The organism is Acidovorax sp., from assembly GCF_046339755.1.
In the GTDB taxonomy this organism is placed as follows: Bacteria; Pseudomonadota; Gammaproteobacteria; order Burkholderiales; family Burkholderiaceae_C; genus Acidovorax.
On the sequence record NZ_JBKDTZ010000230.1, the window covers coordinates 1 to 16125 of the forward strand.

The 16125-nt window shown below is 67.9% G+C and carries 17 protein-coding genes; 7 read left to right on the plus strand and 10 right to left on the minus strand.

Translation table 11 applies throughout. The features are described 5' to 3' along the window. Positions 1 to 98: 98 nt before the first annotated feature. Positions 99 to 950: a UPF0149 family protein gene (locus tag ACK59X_RS19320; RefSeq protein ID WP_409959840.1), complete on the minus strand. Its 852-nt coding sequence runs from the start codon at positions 948 to 950 to the stop codon at positions 99 to 101. Between the two features lie 169 nt (positions 951 to 1119). Here ACK59X_RS19320 and ACK59X_RS19325 point away from each other — a divergent pair, with 169 nt between their 5' ends. The 3 genes from ACK59X_RS19325 (at position 1120) to ACK59X_RS19335 (ending at position 5673) form a co-directional block, all read left to right on the plus strand. Continuing rightward, entirely contained in the window at positions 1120 to 2859 is a 1740-nt protein-coding gene (locus tag ACK59X_RS19325) for an FMN-binding glutamate synthase family protein (protein ID WP_409959842.1), read from the plus strand. Beyond that, positions 2856 to 3692 carry a hypothetical protein gene (locus tag ACK59X_RS19330; RefSeq protein WP_409959844.1) on the plus strand — a complete coding sequence of 279 codons (837 nt, stop codon included), beginning with the start codon at positions 2856 to 2858 and terminating at the stop codon, positions 3690 to 3692. The genes ACK59X_RS19325 and ACK59X_RS19330 overlap by 4 nt, the downstream gene beginning before the upstream one ends. 256 nt (positions 3693 to 3948) lie before the next feature. Beyond that, positions 3949 to 5673 carry an ABC transporter ATP-binding protein/permease gene (locus ACK59X_RS19335; protein WP_409959846.1) on the plus strand — a complete coding sequence of 575 codons (1725 nt, stop codon included), beginning with the start codon at positions 3949 to 3951 and terminating at the stop codon, positions 5671 to 5673. 16 nt (positions 5674 to 5689) lie between these two features. Here ACK59X_RS19335 and ACK59X_RS19340 read toward each other — a convergent pair whose 3' ends face one another. The 3 genes from ACK59X_RS19340 to ACK59X_RS19350 are packed head-to-tail and all read right to left on the minus strand — an operon-like array spanning position 5690 to position 7925. Beyond that, complete coding sequence (locus ACK59X_RS19340) at positions 5690 to 6175, minus strand: putative toxin-antitoxin system toxin component, PIN family (RefSeq protein WP_409959848.1); 486 nt, start codon at positions 6173 to 6175, stop codon at positions 5690 to 5692. Continuing rightward, positions 6165 to 7454 carry a class I SAM-dependent RNA methyltransferase gene (locus ACK59X_RS19345; RefSeq protein WP_409959850.1) on the minus strand — a complete coding sequence of 430 codons (1290 nt, stop codon included), beginning with the start codon at positions 7452 to 7454 and terminating at the stop codon, positions 6165 to 6167. The genes ACK59X_RS19340 and ACK59X_RS19345 overlap by 11 nt, the downstream gene beginning before the upstream one ends. A gap of 24 nt (positions 7455 to 7478) precedes the next feature. After that, entirely contained in the window at positions 7479 to 7925 is a 447-nt protein-coding gene (locus ACK59X_RS19350; RefSeq protein ID WP_409959852.1) for an acyl-CoA thioesterase, read from the minus strand. A 187-nt stretch (positions 7926 to 8112) separates the two neighbouring features. On the opposite strand from ACK59X_RS19350, the gene ACK59X_RS19355 reads away from it, so the two are divergent. Genes ACK59X_RS19355 through ACK59X_RS19365 form a run of 3 tightly spaced genes read left to right on the plus strand, consistent with a single transcriptional unit; the run spans position 8113 to position 9162 of the window. Next, entirely contained in the window at positions 8113 to 8382 is a 270-nt protein-coding gene (locus ACK59X_RS19355) for a DUF4124 domain-containing protein (protein ID WP_409959854.1), read from the plus strand. Positions 8383 to 8390: 8 nt separating this feature from the next. Next, on the plus strand, positions 8391 to 8603 hold the full coding sequence (locus ACK59X_RS19360) for a glutaredoxin family protein (RefSeq protein ID WP_409959856.1): 213 nt from the start codon (positions 8391 to 8393) through the stop codon (positions 8601 to 8603). Between the two features lie 10 nt (positions 8604 to 8613). Further along, entirely contained in the window at positions 8614 to 9162 is a 549-nt protein-coding gene (locus ACK59X_RS19365) for a hypothetical protein (protein WP_409959858.1), read from the plus strand. Between the two features lie 62 nt (positions 9163 to 9224). Here the strand turns inward: ACK59X_RS19365 and ACK59X_RS19370 are convergent, their stop codons facing one another. From ACK59X_RS19370 to argS, 6 genes are all read right to left on the minus strand, one after another. Further along, the gene (locus ACK59X_RS19370) at positions 9225 to 10826 is read right to left on the minus strand and encodes an RNA polymerase factor sigma-54 (protein WP_409959860.1); all 1602 of its coding nucleotides are present in this window, start codon (positions 10824 to 10826) and stop codon (positions 9225 to 9227) included. 63 nt (positions 10827 to 10889) lie between these two features. Next, positions 10890 to 11657, minus strand: coding sequence for an LPS export ABC transporter ATP-binding protein (gene lptB / locus ACK59X_RS19375; protein ID WP_409959862.1), 768 nt, complete (start codon positions 11655 to 11657; stop codon positions 10890 to 10892). Positions 11658 to 11668: 11 nt separating this feature from the next. Continuing rightward, entirely contained in the window at positions 11669 to 12319 is a 651-nt protein-coding gene (gene lptA, locus ACK59X_RS19380) for a lipopolysaccharide transport periplasmic protein LptA (RefSeq protein WP_409959864.1), read from the minus strand. 110 nt (positions 12320 to 12429) lie between these two features. After that, positions 12430 to 13086, minus strand: a complete 657-nt coding sequence (locus tag ACK59X_RS19385; protein ID WP_409959866.1) for a thiol:disulfide interchange protein DsbA/DsbL — start codon at positions 13084 to 13086, stop codon at positions 12430 to 12432. A gap of 73 nt (positions 13087 to 13159) precedes the next feature. Continuing rightward, positions 13160 to 13834: an SPOR domain-containing protein gene (locus ACK59X_RS19390; protein WP_409959868.1), complete on the minus strand. Its 675-nt coding sequence runs from the start codon at positions 13832 to 13834 to the stop codon at positions 13160 to 13162. A gap of 16 nt (positions 13835 to 13850) precedes the next feature. Next, on the minus strand, positions 13851 to 15560 hold the full coding sequence (gene argS, locus ACK59X_RS19395; RefSeq protein ID WP_409959870.1) for an arginine--tRNA ligase: 1710 nt from the start codon (positions 15558 to 15560) through the stop codon (positions 13851 to 13853). A gap of 212 nt (positions 15561 to 15772) precedes the next feature. Between argS and ACK59X_RS19400 the strand changes: the two genes are divergently transcribed. After that, positions 15773 to 16096, plus strand: a complete 324-nt coding sequence (locus tag ACK59X_RS19400) for a PsiF family protein (RefSeq protein ID WP_409959872.1) — start codon at positions 15773 to 15775, stop codon at positions 16094 to 16096. Positions 16097 to 16125: the final 29 nt, after the last annotated feature.

Below are 16125 nucleotides of genomic sequence, written 5' to 3' on the forward strand. Positions count from 1 at the left end.
CGCCACAGGCGCGCACGGTCAACACCGGGATGGGAACAGGAAAGCAGGACCGGCCCACCGCAAGCACGGCGGGCCAAAGGAAAGGGCTCAGCCGCCGCTCAGTTGGCGCCGTGGCACTTCTTGTACTTCTTGCCGCTGCCGCAGGGGCAGGGGTCTTTGCGGCACGTTTCGGTGGCCTTGCGCAGGGGTTCCACGCGCGGGCCCAGGCTCTTCCAGACCTGGCGCAGGTCGTACACGGCCCAGATGGCCTCGCCGAAGGCTTCCACCCGGGCCTGGCTGGTGCTGGGCGGGCCGTTCTCGTCGAACATGCAGACCTCGGGCTTGCCGGTGTCGTCCTCGGTCAGGGCGACGATGCTGTCCAGCGCGTCATTGATCCACTGGGCGGCCTCCTTGTCGCGCGGCGCGGCCCAGTCCTCGGGCCAGTTTTCCACCGCAAACATGAAGCCCAGGGCCCAGATCTGGCCGAAGGACGGGATCTCCTCCTGGTCGGAGTCCATCTCGGCGCGCTGCTCCTCGGTCAGGCTGGCCACGGCACCACGCATGGCCATGGCTTCGGGCTGGTAGGGGCGCTCGTCGTCCAGGCGGTCCACCTTGGCGTCGAGCTGCTGCACGACCTCGTTCCAGCGGCGTGTCCACAGCTCCAGGAAGCGCGCCTGCTGGGCCGCGTCGGCAAAGACCGGCAGCAGGGGCAGGGGCTCGCCCTCGGCTACGTCCAGTGCGGCGCCATCGCCCAGCAGCATGGGCAGGTACTCGGCTGGCGCGATGGGGCGGCGGCTGCAGACCACGGCGGCCAGGAAACCGTCGCAGAACTCCCACTGGGGAATCTCGTCGCCACGCGAGCGCAGGTCGTCGAGAATATTGTCGATTTCCTCGAGCTCGTCAGGCCCCAGAGCGGGGGCCAGCGCAGCGGTTTCGGGATCGGTGTCGGGTTTTTCGGTGGGTTCGGTCATGGCAGAGGCTCCTTGAACGCGGCAGGAAGCACAGTTTTACTTATGATGCGCCGGTGCGCCGCGCAGGAAGAGGCCGGGGCACCGTGCGGGCGGCGGTGACAACGCCCGTGCTGAGGCGGCCAAGTGTAGCCCTGTCGCCCGCGCCCGCATAAATCCAGGACAAACACCCATGATCCACCAACTCAACTCCCTGTACCCGGTGCGCTACACGGCGTTTGCCCTGTGCGTGCTGGGCCTGCTGCTGGCGCTGTTCGCCCTGGTGGTGTTCGGCGTGGGACTGCCGCTGGTTCTGGTCCTGGGGGGACTCGTGGCGGTGGGGGTGTACGACCTGCGCCAGACGCGGCATGCCATCCTGCGCAACTACCCGGTCATCGGGCACATCCGCTTCATGCTCGAGTACGTGCGCCCCGAGGTGCGCCAGTATTTCATCGAGAGCGACAGTGAGGCCGCGCCGTTCTCTCGGGCCCAGCGCTCGCTGGTCTACCAGCGCGCCAAGGGCGAACCCGACAACCGGCCCTTCGGCACGCACCTGGACGTGGGCGCCCAGGGCTACGAATGGGTGAACCACTCCATGGCGCCCACGCAACTCACGTCACACGACTTCAGGGTGTGGATCGGCGGCAGCCCCGATTCCCCGTCGCGCTCCGTCTCGCCCTGCACCCAGCCCTACCATGCCAGCGTGTTCAACATCTCGGCCATGAGCTTTGGTGCGCTGTCGGCCAATGCGGTGCTGGCGCTCAACCAGGGGGCGAAGAAGGGTGGCTTTGCACACGATACGGGCGAGGGCTCGATCTCGCAGCACCACCGCGTGCACGGCGGCGACCTGATCTGGGAGATCGGCTCGGGCTACTTCGGCTGCCGCAACGACGACGGCAGCTTCAGCCCCGAGCGCTTTGCCGCGAATGCGCAGGACCCGCAAGTCAAGATGATCGAGCTCAAGCTCAGCCAGGGCGCCAAGCCGGGCCATGGCGGGGTGCTGCCGGGGGCCAAGGTGACACCCGAGATCGCGGCCGCGCGCGGCGTGCCCGTGGGCAAGGACTGCATTTCGCCCTCGCGCCACAGCGCCTTTTCCACCCCGGTGGAGATGATGCAGTTCATCGGCCGCCTGCGCGAGCTGTCGGGCGGCAAGCCCACGGGCTTCAAGTTCTGCCTGGGCCATCCCTGGGAATGGTTCGCCATCGTCAAGGCCATGCTGGTCACCGGCATCACACCCGACTTCATCGTGGTCGACGGGGCCGAGGGCGGCACGGGCGCCGCGCCCGTGGAATTCAGCGACCATGTGGGCGCACCGCTGCAGGAGGGCCTGCTGCTGGTGCACAACACCCTGGTGGGCGTGAACCTGCGCGAGCGCGTGCGCATCGGCTGCGCCGGCAAGGTGATCACGGCCTTCGACATCGCGCGCATGATGGCCCTGGGCGCCGACTGGTGCAACGCCGGGCGCGGATTCATGATGGCGCTGGGTTGCATCCAGGCGCAAAGCTGCCACACCGGCCACTGCCCCACGGGCGTGACCACGCAGGACCACCAGCGCCAGCAGGCCCTGGTGGTGCCCGACAAGGCCTCGCGGGTGGCGCAGTTCCACCGCAGCACCCTGCATGCGCTGCAGGAGCTGGTGCAGGCCGCCGGCCTGCAGCACCCCCAGGACATCACGGCCCACCACATCGTGCGCCGCATCAGCGATACCGAGGTGCGCCTCTTGTCCAACCTGATCACGCGCATGCAGCCCGGCGCCCTGCTGGGGCCGCTCGACGCGCAGCACAACGTGTTCCGCCTGTACTGGCCCCTGGCCAGCGCGCACAGCTTTGCGGCCAGCGAGCCGGTGCTGCAGCCGTCGGTGCCCCACCACGTGGAAGTGGCCCATGCCGTCGTTGCAGCCGCCAGCGACCTGCCCGCCAACGCCGCCGTATGACAGCGGACGCAGGCCAGGCCCCTGACATCACCCCGGACGGCAACACCATCGACTACGCAGGCTACCTGCGCCAGCAGCTCGCGCAGCAGCAGTTCAACGTGGCCAGCTACCGGCTGGGCGACGAGCAGGTCTGGCTCAAGAAGGCCGGAGCCCCCCATGGCCCGGGCCGCTACCGCGCCATGGCAGCGCTGGCCTCGGTGCTGCGCCTGGACGTGCTGCGCCCCGTGCCCAACCGGGGCGGGAACGAGGCCATCGCCACCGAAGTGCGGCGCCTGCGCGACCTGCAGGCCCGCGGCCTGCGCGTGCCCACCGTGCTGGCGGCGCAGGAAGACGGCTTTTTGATGCGCCACCTGGGCCGCCCGGCGCAGCAGACACCCTCGCTGGGCAACGAGATCGACCATGCCGTATCCGCCGGTCCTGCCGCCGTGCTGGCCCTGTGGTTGCAGGGCCTGGCGGCGATTGCGCAGGTGCATGCAGCGGGCACCTGCCTGAGCCAGGCGTTTGCGCGCAACCTGGTGCGCTGCCCCGATGGTGTGGTGGGCTACATCGATTTCGAGGACGACCCGGCCGCCGTTCTGCCGCTGCCCGTGTGCCATGCGCGCGACGCGCTTTGCTACGCCCACTCCACCGCCATCTACCTGCGCCTGGTGGGCGCGCTCGACGATGCCCGCGCCCTGTGGGCGGCCTGGATCGCCGCCGGCAGCCCCGAGCTGCAGGCCGTGATGGCCCGCAGCGTCGGGCGCATGGGCTGGATGCGCCACCTGCCGCAAAACCGCAAGCTGGGCCGCGACATGCAGCGTGTGCGCGCGGCCTACGACCTGCTAGGGCCTTGAACCATGCCCGTGAGCATGGACTGCGCGCAAAGCGCGCCCGTCCTTAGCGGGCTGTAGGCATTGGCTGACAGAGGCAGACCGGCCGGCCGCCTATCGTGCTGGCGGTGCTCCCGTTTGCCTCCTTTTGCCTCTTCCCATGTCCACTTCTGCCGCCACCCTTTCAGCACCACCCGCTCCCGCATCACCGCCGCCGGCCGCAAAGAATCCCCGTCGCCGCCGCCCTCCTACCCTCTCGCTCTCGGCATGGAAACAGTTCATGAGCGTGGCCCGCCCCTACTGGATGGGCGAGAAGAAAAAAACTGCCTGGGGTTTGCTCGCGCTGCTGATCGGTCTGATGGTCTGCGAGACACAGCTAGCAGTGTTGCTGATCGACAAGACAGGCGAGATGACCTCGGCCCTGGCCGCCAAGCAGGCCGACCGCTTCTGGTCGGCCGTGCGCGCCAGCCTCATCGTGCTGGCCTTCGCGGTGCCGGTGTACGCCTTCTACTACTACATGCGCGACGCGTTTTCCAACCACTGGCGGCGCTGGCTCACGCACCGCTTCCTGGATGGCTACCTGGGCGAGCGCAAATACTACGAGCTTGGTACCGGCAGCGACATCGACAACCCGGACCAGCGCATCAGCGAGGACATCAACACCTTCACCGGCCGGTCCACGCATTTCCTGCTGATCTTCCTGGGCTCGCTCATGCAGCTCGTGGCCTTCAGCGCGGTGCTGTGGTCCATTTCCAAGGTGCTGGTGGCCTTTCTCGCGGTGTATGCGCTGGTGGGCACCTTAGGTGCGCTGTACCTCTTCGGCGCGCCGCTGATCCGGCTCAATTTCTGGCAGATCCGGCGCGAGGCGGACTTCCGCTTCGGTCTGATGCGGCTGCGCGAGAACGCAGAGTCCATCGCCTTCTACCGCGGCGAGCCGCAGGAGCGCGCGCAGATCGACCACCGCTTCGAGGCGGCGTTCACCAACTACGCGCGGCTCATCAAGAAGCAGCGTTCGCTCAACCTGTTCCAGCGCTCGTTCAGCCAGCTCACGCTGGTGCTGCCGAGCATCATCCTGGCCAATGGCGTGCTTTCGGGCGAACTCGAGGTGGGGCGTGCCATCCAGGCGGCGGGCGCCTTTGCAGCGGTGTTGGGTGCCGTGTCGCTCATCGTGGACAACTTCGAGAGCCTGAGCCGCTTCGTGGCCGGCATCGACCGCTTGCACGCGCTGTCGCAGGTGGTCCTCAAGACCCCTGCCGCACCCACCCCCTGGGCCGAACCTGCGGCCGCGCCGCGCACCGACCGTCCGCAGGAGCCCCCTGCAGAGCCTGCGCCGCAGATCTCCTCGCGCATCGGCGAGGCCATGGCCATCGAGGGGCTCACGCTCTACACGCCACAGTTCGGCCGCCTGCTGGTGCAGGACCTGTCGCTGCAACTGCAGACCGGCGATGCGCTGCTGATCACCGGGCCCAGCGGCTGCGGCAAGAGTTCCTTGCTGCGCGCGATCGCGGGCCTGTGGCGCACCGGCAGCGGTGCCGTGCAGCACCCGCCTATGGAAGAAATGTTCTTTCTGCCGCAGCGCCCGTACATGCAGATGGGCACGCTGCGCAGTCAGATCATCTACCCCATGAACGAGACCGATCTGACGGACGAACGTCTGCTGGAGCTGTTGCAGGAAGTGCAGCTCGAATCGCTGGCCGGACGCGTGGGCGGACTCGACGCCTCGCACGACTGGGAAAAGCAGCTGTCCATCGGCGAGCAGCAGCGCCTGGCCTTTGCCCGCGTGCTGGCGCGCGCGCCACGCATCGTGATCCTGGATGAAGCCACGAGTGCGCTGGACAGCGCCAACGAGGCCGCGCTCTACGAACGCCTGCGTGCCAGCGGCACCACGCTGATCAGCATTGCCCACCGCCCCGCGGTGCTCAAGCACCACACGCATGTGCTGGAGCTCAAGGGCGAGGGTGCGTGGCAGGTGCACGCAGCGGGCGATTTCAGCTTCGACCGCTGAAAGCGGGGCGCCGGGCTCAGGCGGAGGCGGGCTCGCCCGCCATCTCCAGCACCAGCGCTGTCGCCACGTGGGCATCCAGCGTCAGCAGGCGCTTGCGCATGCAGATCACGGCCTTGTCCTTGCTCAGCAGGATGGCGCGGTGTTGGGCCGCCAGGTCGATGAACTTCTGGTCGTCGGTGTCCTTGCAGACATAGGCCACGCGCGGGGCGATGTCCACGATGCGCGCCTGCGCATCGAAGGCGGCGAGCACCCGCGCGGCATCGACCTGGTAGTAGTCCATGCGGCCCACGATGTGCGGGTAGGCCAGCACGCGTTCGAGCTCGTCGCGCATGACCTGGGTGGCGATCCAGGCCAGGCGGCCTTCGGCCAGCAACTGGCGCAGCGGCACAGTGGCCGGGTCGGAGAAGATCAGCAGGTCCAGCGCGACATTGGTGTCCACCACCACGGGGCGTGCGGGCTCACCCGCTGCGGCTTCGGCCGGCAGGGAGAGTTCAACCCGCATCGCGTGGTCCGTCGCCCGGGGCCTTGCCAGCACGCTCGCGCACTGCACCCTTGACCATGTCGAAGCGGAACATGCGGCACTCGATGGGACCGTTCCACATGGGCACGCGGCGCGACTCCTTCAGGCGCATCTTGCCGGGCAGCTTGAGGTCGGGCGTGAGCATCCACGCGGTCCAGCCGGAGTAGTTCTTCTTCCAGTGCGTCGCCAACTGGGCGAAGAACTCGCCGCCATCGTCGGTGTGCGCGGCCTCGCGGCCCACGCTGGTACCCTGGGCGCGTTCGGCCGCACGCTCATTGGCATTGCGGCCCGCTGCACCGGCGGCGGCAATGCGCTCGCCATAGGGCGGGTTGAGCAGCATGACGCCAGGCTGCTCGCTCGGCGGCATGCGCTGCAGGGCGTCGCCGCCGCGCAGCTGCACGGCATCGGCCACGCCGGCACGCTCGGCATTGCGCTGGGCAAAATCGACCATGCGGTGGGCCACATCGCTGCCGAAGATGGGCACGGGGCTTGGGCGGATGGCGCTCTCAGCCTCGGCCTGGATGGCCGACCACACATGGCCCTGGAAAGGCAGCAGCTTTTCGAACGCAAAGCGGCGCAGCATGCCGGCCGGGATGCGACAGGCGATCTGCGCCGCCTCGATGGCGATGGTGCCGCTGCCGCAGCAGGGGTCGTACAGCGGCACGGGCGCGTCACCCAGCGGGTCCCAGCCGCTGGCGGCGATCATCGCGGCGGCCAGGGTTTCCTTGAGCGGGGCATCGCCCTTGTCCTCACGCCAGCCGCGCTTGAACAGCGGCTCGCCCGAGGTGTCGATGTAGACCGTGGCCTCTTCGGTGGTCAGGTGCAGGTGGATGCGCACATCGGGCCACTGGGTGTTCACGTCGGGCCGCACGCCGGTCTTGGCACGGAAGCGGTCGGCCACCGCATCCTTCACGCGCAGGCCGGCGAAGTTCAGGCTCTGCAGCGGGCTGTGCTGGGCCGTGACCTCCACCTTGAAGGTCTGGCGCGTGGTGAACCAGATCTCCCAGGCCACCTCGCTGGCAATGCCATAGAGGTCGTTCTCGGAGCGGTAGGGCCGGTGCGCCAGCTGCACCAGCACGCGCTGCGCCAGGCGGCTGTGCAGGTTGAGCAGCAGCGCATGGCGCCACGAAGCGCGCAGCAGCACGCCGCCACGGCCCACGAGCAGGTCCTGGCCCGTGAGGCCGGTGATGGCGTGCACCTCGTCGGCCAGGTAGCCCTCGACACCGGCGGCGCAGGGGAGAAAAAGTTGGAGTTGGTTCATGGCACTGGGCGACAGGATACGCGCTTACGCGGCAGGCGAGGCGGCGCGCGCCAGCAGCAACTGGCGGATGGACTCGGGGATGGGCGCCACCTTGCGGTCGCTGCGGCCGATGAAGACGATGCCGACCTTGCCGCGCGCCACTTCGCGGCCCGAGGTCTTCTCGGTCATGCGAAAGATGAGGTCGAAGCCGTAGCGGTTGAGGTCCTGGGGCGCCATCTCGACGCGCATGGTCTCGCCATGGAAGCCTTCGGACTTGTACTGGGCCACGATGTCGCCCACCACGGTGGACAGGCCGCCCACGTCCGCCTCGGGGTAGCCAAGCGACTGGAAGAAGCGCACGCGCGCCTCGGACACCAGGCTCAGCAGTTGCGCATTGTCCAGGTGCCCGCCCTGGTTGACGTGGCTGATGTAGATCTGCAGCTCGGTGGAAAAGCCGAAATGCGCGGGAAGGTCGAAAACAATGCGGGCCATGGCGCGGGGAAACAGGAAGTCGGGAAAAGGCAGGGAACCGGGGGGCGTTTACGCCCTCCAGGAAAGCCCGCCAAGGGGCATCGGGGGCTGCGAGTGTGCCCCATATGGGTGAGGCATGGCCCCAACGGGCCGCGGGGTGGCAGAGGTCTCTTATGCTCCCAGGATCCCGATTTTACCCGGAGCCTCCATGCATACCCTGCGCTGCAGCCTGATCCTCGCCCTGGTCGTGGCTGCGCTCACGGGCACGGCACATGCCCAGACGCTCTACAAGTCCGTGGACCCGAATGGCAAGGTGGTCTACAGCGACCAGCCTCCCGCGTCCGGTTCGGCGCAAAAGACCATGAAGCTCGAGGCCCCACCCATCAGTGTGGTCCCGGGCAACCCGCTGCCCCCCCCGCCGCGCCCGGCCAAGCGCCCGCAGAAGCCCCAAAAGCGGCCCAGCCCCGGGGCGAGGTGACGCTCTACATGGCCACTTGGTGCGGGTACTGCAAGGCGGCCAAGGCCTATCTGGGAGGCAAGGGCATTGCCTACCGCGAATTCGATGTGGACACCCCGACCGGCAAGGCTGCCTTTGCGCAGATCGGTGCGCGCGGTGTGCCAGTGCTGCTCACCAATGGCCAGCGGGTGAACGGCTTCAGTACCCAGTCCTACGACGCCGTTTTTGCCAAACGCCCGTAAAAGAGCCCCCATGTTCCGCACCGCCCTCGCTTTGATCGCCTTTTCCCTGTGCCTGCCCGCCCTGGCCGAAGAACTGCGCGTTCCCCTGCCCGGCCACGATGACCTGGTGATCGAACTGCCCGCGCCGTGGCGCGCCCAAGTCCGCCGCCCGCACGCGGAGTTGCCGCCCTCGGTGGCCATCAGCGGCCTGGACGCCAAGGCCTTGCAGATGCTTATCACGCCCATCTGGCCCGTGGGCAGTGCGCCCAGGGCCCCCACGGCGGAGGAGTTGCGGGCGCTGGTGCAGGCAGGTGCCACCCGGGCCCAACCCAAGGCCGTCGAACGCGATCTGCCCCTCCAGGAACTGGGCGCCCCGGGCAAGACGGGTTATTACTTCTCGGCCACCGACCGCGCGCCCGAACCCGATGGCTACAAGCACCTGACCCAGGGCGTGCTGGGCATGAACGAGCTGCGCGTGACCTTCACGGTGCTGGTCAACGGCGCTCCCCAGGAGCCCACGGCCCAGGCGCTGGAATTGCTGCGCTCGATGCGGCGTGCGCCGGCCGCGAAAACGCCCTGACGGACACCGATGACAATGCGGTCCGCGTCTCCAGCCGGGCCTTCCGCACCCGGCCCGGTTGATCACAAGGCTTTGCGCAGGTTGGCGGGCGCAATCTTGAGCGCCTCGCGGTACTTGGCCACGGTACGGCGCGCGCACTCGATGCCCTGCTCCTTGAGCATCTCGGCGATCTGGCTGTCCGAAAGCGGCTTGGCCGGGCTTTCGGCCGCGACGAACTGCTTGATGAGCGCGCGCACGGCCGTGCTCGACGCATTGCCACCCGTTTCCGTGCCCAGGCCCGAGCCAAAGAAGTACTTGAGCTCGTAGGTGCCGATGGGCGTGGCCATGTACTTGGCCGTGGTCACGCGGCTGATGGTGGACTCGTGCAGGCCCAGCTCGTCGGCGATGTCGCGCAGCACCAGCGGGCGCATGGCCAGCTCGCCATGGGTGAAGAAGCTCTTTTGCCGCTCGACGATGGCGCGCGAGACGCGCAGGATGGTGTCGAAGCGCTGCTGGATGTTCTTGATGAACCAGCGCGCCTCCTGCAGGCGCTGCTGCATGGCCTGGTGGCCCTCGCCGCCCTTGTGGCCGCGCAGGGCGCCGGCATAGATGTCGTGCACGCGCAGGCGCGGCATCACGTCGGGGTTCAGGGCCACGATGAAGTTGTGCTGGCCGTCGCGGCCATTGGCACGGCCGGCCTTGCGCACGATGACGTCGGGCACGATGATGTTGCGCTCCACGTCGACGAACTTGCGCCCCGGGCGCGGCTCCAGCCGGGCGATCAGGGCCATGGCGGCGCGCGTGCGCTCCTCGCCGTCGCCGCACAGTTGCGTCAGGCGGCGGATGTCGCGGCGCGCCAGCATCTCCAGCGGCTGCTGGCACACGCGCAGCGCGGTCTGCACGGTGTCGGGGTCGGCATCGCTGTCCTCGTCGGCGGCCAGGGCCGCGAGCTGCAAGGTCAGGCATTCGCCCAGGTTGCGGGCGCCCACGCCCACGGGCTCCAGGTTCTGCAGCAGGCGCAGGGCCACGGTGAAGCGGTGCACCAGTTCCTCGATCTGCTCCAGGTCGTCCGGGCCCGCCAGCGCGATGGCCAGCTCTTCCAGGGGCTCTTCGAGGTAGCCGTCGTCGTTGAGCGACTCGATCAGGAAGCGCAGCGCCGCACTGTCCACCTCGGACAGGCGCAGCGACAGCGCCTGGCGGTGCAGGAAGGCGGTGAGAGATTCGTGCGAGCGCGCCAGCTCGGTGGCGTCGGCTTCGTCGCCCTCGGCATCATTGCGGGTGCGGGCCGGCGCATCGCCGCCCCACTCGGCATCGTTGGGCGACACATCCACGGTGCCGTCACCGCTCCAGTCCGGTTCATCGCTGGCGCTGCTGCCCAGCTCCGCATCGCCCGGGGAGGTGTCGGCCACGGATTCGCTCGATGTATTGCTGCCCGGGGCGTTGGAGTAGACCGCCTCGTCGGAGCTGTAGTCGTCGGACTGCGCCGGCGCATCGGCCGTCTCCACCCCGAATTCCTCGCGCGGCGCCTCATCGGCATTTCGTTCGAGGAACGGGTTTTCGTCGAGCATCTGCTCGACCTCCTGGCCCAGTTCCAGCGTGGACAGCTGCAGCAGCCGGATGGATTGCTGCAGCTGCGGCGTGAGCGCCAGGTGCTGCGATACGCGCAGCGACAGGCCGGGCTTCATCGCACAGCCCCCGGGGGCTGCCGCAAACGCAGGTGCATGGCAAACGTACAGTCCATCGGTCTGCTACATGCGGAAGTGTTCACCCAGGTACACCCGGCGCACTTCGGCGTTGTCGACGATTTCGGAGGGGGTGCCCTGGGCCAGCACGTGGCCGTCGCTGATGATGAAGGCGTGGTCGCAGATGCCCAGCGTCTCGCGCACGTTGTGGTCGGTGATGAGCACGCCGATGCCGCGGGCCTTCAGGAAGCCGATGATGCGCTGGATCTCGATCACCGCAATGGGGTCGATGCCGGCAAAGGGCTCGTCGAGCAGGATGAAACGCGGCTGCGTGGCCAGCGCGCGGGCGATCTCCACCCGGCGGCGCTCACCACCAGACAGGGCGAGCGCGGGCGAGGCGCGCAGGTGCTCCACGCGCAGCTCGTTCAGCAGGGCCGTGAGGCGCTCCTCGATCAGCGCACGCGACAGCGGCTGGCCATCGTCACCGCGCTGCAGCTCCAGCACGGCGCGCACGTTCTCCTCGACCGTGAGCTTGCGGAAGATCGAGGCTTCCTGCGGCAGGTAGGACAGGCCCAGGCGCGAGCGCCGGTGGATGGGCATGTGGGCCACCGAATGGCCATCGATGCGGATGTCACCGGCATCGCTGCGCACCAGGCCCACGATCATGTAGAACGAGGTGGTCTTGCCCGCGCCGTTGGGGCCGAGCAACCCCACGACTTCGCCTTTTTGCACGACCAGCGACACGTCCTTGACGACCTTGCGGCTGCCGTAGGACTTTTCGAGGTGATGCACCTCCAGCCGGCTTTCCGCCGGGGACGCGGCGACGGTGTTCACGGCAGCCTCGCTCACTTGGCGCCGCCGCCGAGGGTGCTGCTGGGGCGCAGGGTGGTGCCGGAGGCCGGCGCGGCCGGAGCCGCGGCACCGGCCGGGGTTTCCTTGGGCGACAGGATGGCGCGCACGCGGCCGCCGGACGCCTGGGCATCGCCTGCGGCATTGGTGCCGCTGCGCGGCTTGGCATCCACGGTGAACACGTCGGTCAGGTTGTTGTAGACGATGACCTGCCCGGTGATCTCGTCGGTCAGCGTGGATTCACGGAAGCGCCGCAGCTCGGCACGGGTGATGAACTTCACGTTGTCGGCACGGCCGTCGTACTCGATGACCTCGCTCTCGCCTTCGATGAACTCGTCGGGCGCGCCCGGCAACGTGTCGCGCTTTTGCCGGAAGAAGGCACGCTTGCCCGGCTCCGCGGTGACCACGCCGAACTGGTAGCCATCGGCGTCCTGGCGCACGTCCAGGCGCGCGCCACGCAGCACGATGGTGCCCTTGGTCATGACCACCCGGCCGGTGAACACGCTGGTCTGCTTGAGCTCATCGTGCCGCAACGCGTCGGCCTCGATGTTCATGGGCTTGTTGCGGTCGGCCTTTTCGGCATGGGCCGCAGTCTGGACAACAGCCAGGGCCGAGAGGAGGAGGATCGGGAGGATGCGGTAGTTCATAGGGCACGAATCTTGCAGATCATTGTAGCCACCCGTGGCGACACACCATGAAAAAAGCCCGCGGATGCGGGCTTTTGGCACATGCAGAAACCAGTCCTGCCAGCAAGCGGTCAGGCTTTGCGGACCGTGCCCACCAGGTGCTCCACCACCTGCAGCACCACCCGCATGCTGCCGGCCATGGTGCCATCGGGGTAGAAGCGGCCGGCCACGCCCATAGAAGGCACGCCTTCCACCCCGTAGGAATCCTGCAGCTGCGATGCACGGCGCACCTGGTTGGACACGGTGAACGAGGTGTAGATTTCCTTGAACTTGGCCACGTCCACGCCCTGGGTGGCGACCCAGGCCATGATTTCATCGTCCTTGGCGAGCTTGACCTTCTCGACGTGGATGGCGCGGAAGACCTTGGCATGCAGGTCGGCGACCTTGCCCATGCCTTCGAGTGTGAAATACAGCTTCTGCAAGGGCACGAAGCTGGCGTTGAAGGCCACAGGGATGCGGCGGATGCTCAGGTCCTTGGGGGCGGACTTGATCCAGGCCTCGAGCGTGGGCTCGAAGGCATTGCAATGGGGGCAGGCATACCAGAAGAATTCGATCACATCGACCTTGCCCGCCGGCGCGTCGGGCGTGACGGGCTTGTCGAGCTTGCGGTAGTCCTTGCCCTCCTTGAACTGGCGCGGCTGCGCAAGCGCGGGGGCGGCCACAGGCAGGGTCAGGGCAGATGCAGCCACTGCAGTAGCGGCGGACAGGGAAAACTCGCGGCGTTTCATGAAAGTGACTCTCCTAGGGTCGGGTGTGGGGGTGTGAGCCACGCCCCCGGAAAAAGTTCAGGCAGGCCCGCGCTCAGCGCTGCACCCGCACCAGGGCCGACTCGACGCCGGTGGTGTCGAGCTTGTCCTTGAGCTGGGCAGCATCGTCACGCTTGGTGAAGGGGCCGACACGCACGCGGAACACCGTGCGGCCATTCTGCTCGCGCTCGCTCACGCGGGCCTCCCAGCCCAGCATGGCCAGCTTGGCACGCTGCGCATCGGCATCGGCCTGGGTGCGGAAGGCACCGGCCTGCACGAAATAATCGAACGGGTCGGCGCTGTTGCCGGGCGCGGCAGCGGCCTTGGCGGCCGCCAGGTCACCCAGTGGGTCGGCACTGCCGGGTTTGGCGGCAGCCGCTGCGGCCGGCTTGGCCGACGATGCGGCAGCACGCGGGTCGGTGGCCGCAGCCACGGCCGGTGCCGATGCGGTGGGCGCGGGCGCCGGGGCCACCCCCGCCGTGGCAGGTGCCGAAGCCGCAGCTGCGGGCGGGCGCGCCGGGTTCTTGCCGTACAGCGGCGAGTTCGGGTCCCAGTTCTTGTTCTTCTGCGCTTCGGCGGCATCCTGCTCGGTGCCGCGTGCGCCGCCCTTGTTCAGAAAGGGCACGGGCACCTTGGTCACGTACACGGCGACCGCCAGCGCGGTCCCCAGGCCGAAGATCACGCCCACGATAAAGCCGATGATGGTTCCGCCCAGTTGCTTGTTCTTCATGGTAGTGGTTGCTTGCTTACATTCGGGCCGGAGCCGATACGCCCAGCACAGCCAGGCCATTGTGCAGTACCTGCGCGGTGGCGGCGACGAGGGCCAGGCGCGCGCGCTTGACGGCCTCGTCGTCCACCAGGATGCGCTCGGCATCGTAGTAGCTGTGGTAGCTGGCGGCCAGGTCGCGCAGATAGAACGTGACGTCGTGCGGTGCCTCGCCATCGGCGGCGGCGGTCAGCATCTCGGGGTACTTGGCCAGCTGCAGCATCAGCGCCTGGGCCTGCGGGCCTTCCAGGGCGGACAGGTCCACGCCCTGGAGCGAGGCCACGTCGCCGCCGCCCTGCTCGGCCCAGCTGCGCAGCACCGAGCAGATGCGCGCATGCGCATACTGCACGTAGTACACCGGGTTGTCGTTGTTCTGCGCCACGGCCAGGTCCACGTCGAAGGTGTACTCGGTGTCGGGCTTGCGGCTGAGCAGGAAGAAGCGCACCGCATCCTTGCTGGTCCATTCGATCAGGTCGCGCAGGGTCACGTAGCTGCCCGCGCGCTTGCTGATCTTGACCTCTTCGCCGCCCTTGACCACGCGCACCATGGTGTGCAGCACATAGTCGGGGTAGCCCTCTGGGATGCCCACCTCGACCGCCTGCAGCCCGGCGCGCACGCGCGCGATGGTGCCGTGGTGGTCCGTGCCCTGGATGTTGACGACCTTGGTGTAGCCGCGCTCCCACTTGGCGATGTGGTAGGCCACGTCGGGTACGAAGTAGGTGTAGCTACCGTCCTTCTTGCGCATCACACGGTCCTTGTCGTCACCATAGTCCGTGCTCTTGAGCCAAAGGGCGCCGTCCTGCTCGTAGGTCTTGCCATTGGCCACGAGCTTGCCCACGGCAGCCTCGACGCGGCCGCTGGTGTACAGGCTCGATTCCAAGTAGTACTCGTCGAACTTCAGGTTGAAGGCCTGCAGGTCCTTGTCCTGCTCGTTGCGCAGGTAGGCCACGGCGAACTGGCGGATCGACTCCACGTCGTCCACATCGCCGCTGGCCGTGTACTCGCGGTCGTCGGCCTTGACGGTCTTCTTCGCCAGGAAGTCGTTGGCGATGTCCTGGATGTAGTCGCCGTTGTAGAAGGCCTTGCTGGCCGGGTTGTCGGGGTCGGTAGGCCAGCACTCGTCACCGGGCTTGAAGCCCTTGGCGCGCAGCTGGGTGCTGTGGGTCAGCGTCTGGATCTGCACGCCCGCGTCGTTGTAGTAGAACTCGCGGTGCACGTTCCAGCCCTGCGTGGCGAACAGGTTGCAGATGGCATCGCCCAGAGCGGCCTGGCGGCCATGGCCCACATGCAGCGGGCCCGTGGGGTTGGCCGAGACGAACTCGACCAGCACCTTGGCACCGCGGTCGGCCTGGTAGCCGAAGCGCTCGCCGGCGGACAGCACCTCGCGCACCACCTCCTGCTTGGCCGCGGGCTTCAAGCGGATGTTCAGGAAGCCGGGGCCGGCGATCTCGATGGCATCCACCCAGCGCGTGAAGGCGGGCGTGGCTTCGAGCGCGGCCTTGAGCTGCTCGCCCAGCGCGCGCGGATTGAGCTTGAGCGGCTTGGCCAGCTGCATGGCGGCCGTGCAGGCGAAATCGCCATGCGCAGCCACCTTGGGGGATTCGAAGGCCGCCTTGGCGCCCGCGCCAGGGGACAGGGTGTCCAGCTCGGCCGCGAGCGCGGCCAGCAGATCGTGTTTGACAGAGAGCATCCGGGGATTTTACGGGGCGGGCCATGACCGCCCCCAGAAGGTGTCTTGCGCACGCAACCCCCTGCGCATCCGAAGCGCTGCGCAGGCGCAACAGATTGCAAACATTCCTGGCGGCCGGCACGCGCTGTCAGCGCCGCCGGGGGGCCGTACGTTGTAATCGGGCAGTCCGATGCGGATTGCACTGGACGCCCTTACCACCGGAGCACTACATCATGAAAAAGCTTCTCTCCCTGACGGCCATGAGCCTGGTCCTTTCGTTCGGCGCGGCGCACGCTGCCGATGCCCCTGCTGCCAAGGCTTCCGCGCCCGCAGCAGCCGCCTCGGCCGCAGCCCCCACCAAGCAGCAGAACAAGATGGCCACCTGCAATGCCGAAGCAGGCGACAAGAAGGGTGACGAGCGCAAGGCCTTCATGAAGACCTGCCTGTCCAACAAGCCTGCCACCCAGCAGGACAAGATGAAGACCTGCAACGCCGAAGCCGCCGGCAAGAAGGGCGACGAGCGCAAGGCCTTCATGAGCGAATGCCTGAAGAAGTGAGTCGCTGAGCGCAGCAGTTCGCCCGCTCA